We start from the raw sequence: 4,594 nt of genomic DNA, 5'->3' as shown, positions 1-4,594 counted from the left end.
GATCCAATTACTAAAGAAGGTCGTTGCAGCTAGATTCCAACGAATGCGAGGCTCTGTATTAGCGTCATCCCCATCAAAATAATTCTTGGGAACGTCCGGATCCAAGCCCGCCTTGACATCTCGGTGGTATTCTTTTGCCAGCGTATCGCGATCATACTCCAGATGGCCAAAGCTATACACCTCACGCATGTCTGGACTGGCAATGATGGAAAGCCCAACTTCATTTCCTTGAGCGATCACTTGAAGATTGCTCTTTTCAAGGACTTCCTTCAAAGGAATATCTGTATAGCGAGAATGAGGGGCAAGGAAGCGATCGTCAAAGCCTCTCATGAGCAGACTTTCGGGACGCACCACTGCTTGGTCATAGATACCAGATAGCTTATCACAGAGCTCTACTTTTTGAATCCCGTAACGGTGGTACAGTCCAGCCTGGGCTCCCCAACAAAGGTGCAAGGTCGAAAAGACATGCCGCTTAGACCATTCAAAGACCTGGGTCAATTCTTCCCAGTAGTCTACTTCCTCAAAGTCCATCTTTTCGACAGGCGCCCCTGTCACAATCAAGCCGTCATAGTAATTATCCTTGATATCCTCAAAGGTCTTGTAAAAGCTCTCCAAATGCTCAGCCGCTGTATTCTTGGATTCATGGCTCGTCATATAGAGGAAGTCTACATTGATCTGCAAGGGCGTGTTGGCAAGGAGCCGTAAGAGCTGGGTTTCTGTTGCAACCTTGGTCGGCATCAGATTAAGAATGAGAACATTCATCGGCCGAATATCCTGGTGTGTCGCCCGAACATCATCCATGACAAAAATATTTTCTGAACGAAGGATATCGACTGCTGGTAATTTTTTATCTAGAGTAATTGGCATAAAAAGCTCCCATCTTACAAGTTCTTAACTTACATTATATGATAGGAGCTTATAGTTTTCAATTATGGTTTTTCTGTAGCTAGTTATAGCATTAGACTATATTAGTAATGCATCAAGACTTTGTAGTCGTAATCGCCGATCGCTTCGCGACCTTTCAAATCATCTAACTCGATCAAGAAGGCACACCCTGCAACAATCCCACCGAGTTTTTCAATCATTTCGATGGTTGCTTTCACCGTACCACCAGTCGCCAAGAGGTCATCAACGATGAGGACACGTTGACCTGGTTTGATGGCATCTGCGTGCATGCAGAGGGTATCAACACCGTATTCTTTTTCGTAGTCAGCAGAGATGACTTCACGTGGCAATTTACCAGGCTTACGAACAGGCGCAAACCCAATTCCCAACTCAAAAGCGACCGGACATCCAACGATAAACCCACGCGCTTCAGGACCAACGATCATATCGATCTTCTTATCCGTCGCGTATTGAACGATTTCACGAATCGCATAACTATAAGCATTGCCATCTGCCATCAAAGGGCTGATATCACGGAAGGTAATTCCTTCTTGTGGATAGTTTTCAATGCTTGCAATGTAATCTTTTAAATTCATGGTTAACTTTCTTTCATAAAAAATTTTTTACATTCCATTATATCATGAATTCCACTAACTTGCATCATTTTTTGCCAAATCATTTTCCCAAGCTCCCGCGTCAAAAGCAAAAATCCACATTCAAAAAAGATGTGGGATTGGGTTCCAAAAAACTTACTATTCTTCTATCAATTTGTTGTATTCAATTTTCATATTCCCCAAGTTTTTCAGGGAATAACGGGAACTTCCATTCTTAAACCAGGTGCCAAGAATGTATTGTTCAGCAACTTTCTTACTTTGCTTTTTCAACCAAGTACGGTCTTTGCCGTAGGCGGCAAGTCTCTTTAGAAAATCACTACCCTCTACTTCTTGATCATCTGCATAAAGATAGACATCCCTTTGGAGGAACACCTTATTTGCAGAATCGTATTTGAAAGACATACGAACGTATGCATTTTAGTTTAGATGGTATTCATACCAGTAAACCCATTCAGAACTGTCTCGAAACATCATGACGGATAGGTCTTCCTGACCACTAACGATTTTATCTGAATAGGGTAGATTTGAAATCCCTCATCTTCTTTCCAGATACCATCATTTCCTATCGTTTCTGTAAAGGGCTTAAACATTACATAGCGTATCCATCCACCATTTTCAGAGTAAACAATCTCCTCCATGGGATTTTTTAGGCTCAGGTAGATTCCCAACCAATAAAGAGCTAAAAGCAACAAGGGCTGAGCCAGAGGAATTTTATTAGGTGTTTTTTCATGAGGCCTGACCTGTCAGGTAGTCGTAGATTTCACGAACCGTTCCAAGGGCCATCAACTCCTGTTCTTTAACGGTTTGTTTGAGGTTTTGGTAGATGCTGCTCTCTGCGATTTCCCGTTTTTCTGCTTCTTTATTGACCTTCATGATGCCATTTTCAATGGTCACAAAGCCCAGCTCTTGGAAGATCTGAATCATTTTGACCAAGAGGATCTGCTGGATCTTGAGATAGGCCGCTAGGTCTTTGAGTTTGTAGCGGACATCGAACTCTGGGTACTGGTAGATGGTTTTATAGAGTTTGGCATACTGGTCCCTGCTACCGTATCCTGTCAGATAGTAGGCTTTGGCGATCTCATTTTTGAAATAAACGGCCTGGAAATCATGCTCTTGGAAGATTTTCCGTAAGGACTCTAAATCCTCAGGAATATTTCCAACTACAACAGCGGATGCCCCTGTCAAATCTGGCAGTTCTTTAGTAAAATCAAGAACGGGAACACCTGCGGGGAGGCTAGCATTTTTGGAGCGGATATTAAAGAGCTGCACGCCGTCCACACGCGCATCAACCAGCATGAGCTGCAGGGTTGTTTGGCCATTCCATTGGTTGACCGACAACTGCACAGCTAGCTCTAGGTCTTGCGCCTGTGCAAACTCTGCCTCTAAGCTTCCCAAGCCAAAGGCAACCACCTCAAAGGTCGCATCTTCTTGAGAAATTTTGAGTTTCAAATGGGTATTGCCGGCTCCCATCGAGCGCGCCCCTTCTACCTTGAAGTTACGGACCAGAAAGACCGGCTTTTTTATTGTCCATGCCAAAAGGACTCAAGCGATCAAAGCTTTTCAAGGTCTCAAGCGTTAGTTCTGTTAGATGCAGTTCCTCGTCGATGGCTAAGCTAGACTTGCTGCTGAGATCCACCTCTTGTTCTGCAATGTAATCCGTAAGAGCCTGAGACAAGGCAGGGAGTTGGTCCACCTCAAGCGTCATTCCTGCTGCACCGGCATGTCCGCCAAAGGCGACAAAGAGCGACCGGTGAGGATCGAGGGCTTCAAAGATATTGACCGACTCAGGACTCCGAGCGCTCCCTTTAGCCCGTCCATCTTCGATGCTTAAAACAACGACCGGCTGATGAAGCTCTTCTAATAGACGGCCGGCGACAATACCAAGAACCCCTGGATTCCAGCCTTCTTTGGCCAAGACCTGGGCGGATAAGCTCGGATCGACCATGGTTTTAGCTTCGTCGTAGATGGCTTGGACAATCTCTTTTCGTTCTTCATTCTTCTGATGAATCATAAGGGCAATCTCGTGCGCCTCTTCATCGTCAAATCCTGTTAGGAGTTCAATGGCCGGATTGGGATCATCGAGGCGGCCAAGGGCATTGAGACGAGGAGCAATCTGAAAACCAACCGTTTCTTCATTGACATCCTCCGGACGAATCCCCGCAATCTCCAAGAGCTCCTGCAAGCCCATGCGCTGGGTATGTTGGAGAACACCCAGACCGTATTTGACCAGGATCCGATTCTCATCCGTCAGGCTGACCATGTCAGCAATGGTCCCAATTGCTACCAGGTCTAAGAGATCAACCGGCACTTCCTCTAAGAGGGCGCAGGCCAACTTAAAGGCCACACCACATCCTGCTAGATAATGGAAGGGATAATCCGCATCTGGATGCTCGGGATGAATGATCGCATAAGCATCCGGTAAAACCTCTGGCATAGAGTGGTGGTCGGTCACGATGACATCAACCCCCATCGCTTGGGCCATGGCAATGGCTTGATTGCCCGCTACACCATTGTCCACCGTGACAATCAGGGAAATGCCTTGCTGCTCGATAAAGTATTTGTAGACACTCTCATTGGGACCATAGCCGTCTGTAAAGCGGTTGGGTAGGTAGACTTGCACCTCTGCCCCCATCTGCTCCAAGGTTTCCTTCATAATGGAGGCCGAGGTCATCCCGTCCGCGTCATAGTCTCCGTAGATGAGGATCTGCTCATAATCTTCGATGGCCCGTCGGATGCGCTCCACTGCCTTGTCCATATCATGGAGCAAATAAGGATCGTGTAGCTTCTCCAGCTTGGGTTCTAAAAAGTCTTCTAAATCCTCTTTGGTCTGAATGCCACGCTCATACAGCAAGGTTGCTACGGACGCTTCCAGGCCTGCTTTTTTGGTAAGAGCTAAAAAGGCCTCATCTGCACTTGGCGAAGCTAACTGCCAATCGTATTTTGAAGTGATCATCTAGCTTTTGGTCTCCTCTTTTTCTTATCTGAATATTATATCATGAAAGCCGAAAATGGCGGGAAATAAAAGGTCAGGTAATAGTTGGAATATTTGAAAATACAAAATATTTAAAAATACAAAATATTTAAAAATACAAAAT

At 45.4% G+C, this 4,594-nt stretch carries 4 protein-coding genes and 1 pseudogene; all 5 read right to left on the bottom strand.

Translation table 11 applies throughout. The annotated features are described in order from the left end of the window. The coding region (locus tag SPADD19_RS02350) for a homoserine O-succinyltransferase (RefSeq protein ID WP_241496421.1) at positions 1 to 867 on the bottom strand (867 nt) is incomplete at its 3' end. A gap of 101 nt (positions 868 to 968) precedes the next feature. Further along, complete coding sequence (locus tag SPADD19_RS02345; protein WP_003015168.1) at positions 969 to 1,481, bottom strand: adenine phosphoribosyltransferase; 513 nt, start codon at positions 1,479 to 1,481, stop codon at positions 969 to 971. A 156-nt stretch (positions 1,482 to 1,637) separates the two neighbouring features. Further along, a complete protein-coding gene (locus SPADD19_RS13060; RefSeq protein ID WP_014713565.1) occupies positions 1,638 to 1,901 on the bottom strand; it encodes a TipC family immunity protein in 264 nt (87 codons plus the stop codon). Positions 1,902 to 1,969: 68 nt separating this feature from the next. Next, on the bottom strand, positions 1,970 to 2,137 hold the full coding sequence (locus tag SPADD19_RS13055) for a fructoselysine 6-phosphate deglycase (RefSeq protein WP_239683087.1): 168 nt from the start codon (positions 2,135 to 2,137) through the stop codon (positions 1,970 to 1,972). Between the two features lie 88 nt (positions 2,138 to 2,225). Beyond that, positions 2,226 to 4,452 (bottom strand): annotated as a pseudogene (gene recJ / locus SPADD19_RS02330) (single-stranded-DNA-specific exonuclease RecJ). Positions 4,453 to 4,594: the final 142 nt, after the last annotated feature.

The sequence above is a fragment of the Streptococcus parasanguinis genome (assembly GCF_001578955.1).
GTDB classification, from domain to species: domain Bacteria; phylum Bacillota; class Bacilli; order Lactobacillales; family Streptococcaceae; genus Streptococcus; species Streptococcus parasanguinis_U.
Note: the sequence above shows the minus strand (reverse complement) of the source record. Positions and strands in the feature narration are given on the sequence as shown.

Bases quoted from the DNA above. Each gene is read 5' to 3' on its own strand.
- SPADD19_RS02345 (WP_003015168.1), bottom strand. From the start codon at position 1,481: ATGAATTTAAAAGATTACATTGCAAGCATTGAAAACTATCCACAAGAA.
- SPADD19_RS13060 (WP_014713565.1), bottom strand. From the start codon at position 1,901: ATGTCTTTCAAATACGATTCTGCAAATAAGGTGTTCCTCCAAAGGGAT.
- SPADD19_RS13055 (WP_239683087.1), bottom strand. From the start codon at position 2,137: ATGGAGGAGATTGTTTACTCTGAAAATGGTGGATGGATACGCTATGTA.